The sequence below is a fragment of the Mesorhizobium sp. M4B.F.Ca.ET.203.01.1.1 genome (genome assembly GCF_004791025.1).
In the GTDB taxonomy this organism is placed as follows: Bacteria; Pseudomonadota; Alphaproteobacteria; order Rhizobiales; family Rhizobiaceae; genus Mesorhizobium; species Mesorhizobium abyssinicae.
The window spans coordinates 1-346 of the sequence record NZ_SRUO01000147.1 but is presented as its reverse complement, the minus strand read 5'-3'; the positions used below and the strand labels follow the sequence as shown (position 1 = coordinate 346).

Here is a 346-nt window from a genome sequence, read left to right as displayed (position 1 = left end):
TCCTCGAAGTGGACTTCTCCTTCGAGATCCCGTCGCTGGCGCGCTTCCGTGTGAACGCGTTCAACCAGAACCGTGGCGCCGGTGCGGTGTTCCGTACCATTCCGTCCGAGGTGCTCACCCTCGAGGACCTGGCCTGCCCGCCGCTTTTCCTTGAAGTGATCCAGCAGCCGCAGGGCCTGATCATGGTGACCGGCCCGACCGGCTCGGGCAAGTCGACCACGCTGGCGGCGATGATCGACTACATCAACAAGCACGAATACGGCCACATCCTCACCGTCGAGGATCCGATCGAATTCGTGCACACGTCGCAGAAGTGGCTGATCAACCAGCCCGAAGGGCACCGGCA

1 protein-coding gene is annotated in these 346 nt (G+C 62.7%); it reads left to right on the top strand.

Annotated features, from left to right (window positions below; translation table 11 throughout):
* The coding region (locus EN846_RS34045; protein ID WP_189587204.1) for an ATPase, T2SS/T4P/T4SS family at nt 1–346 on the top strand (346 nt) is incomplete at both ends.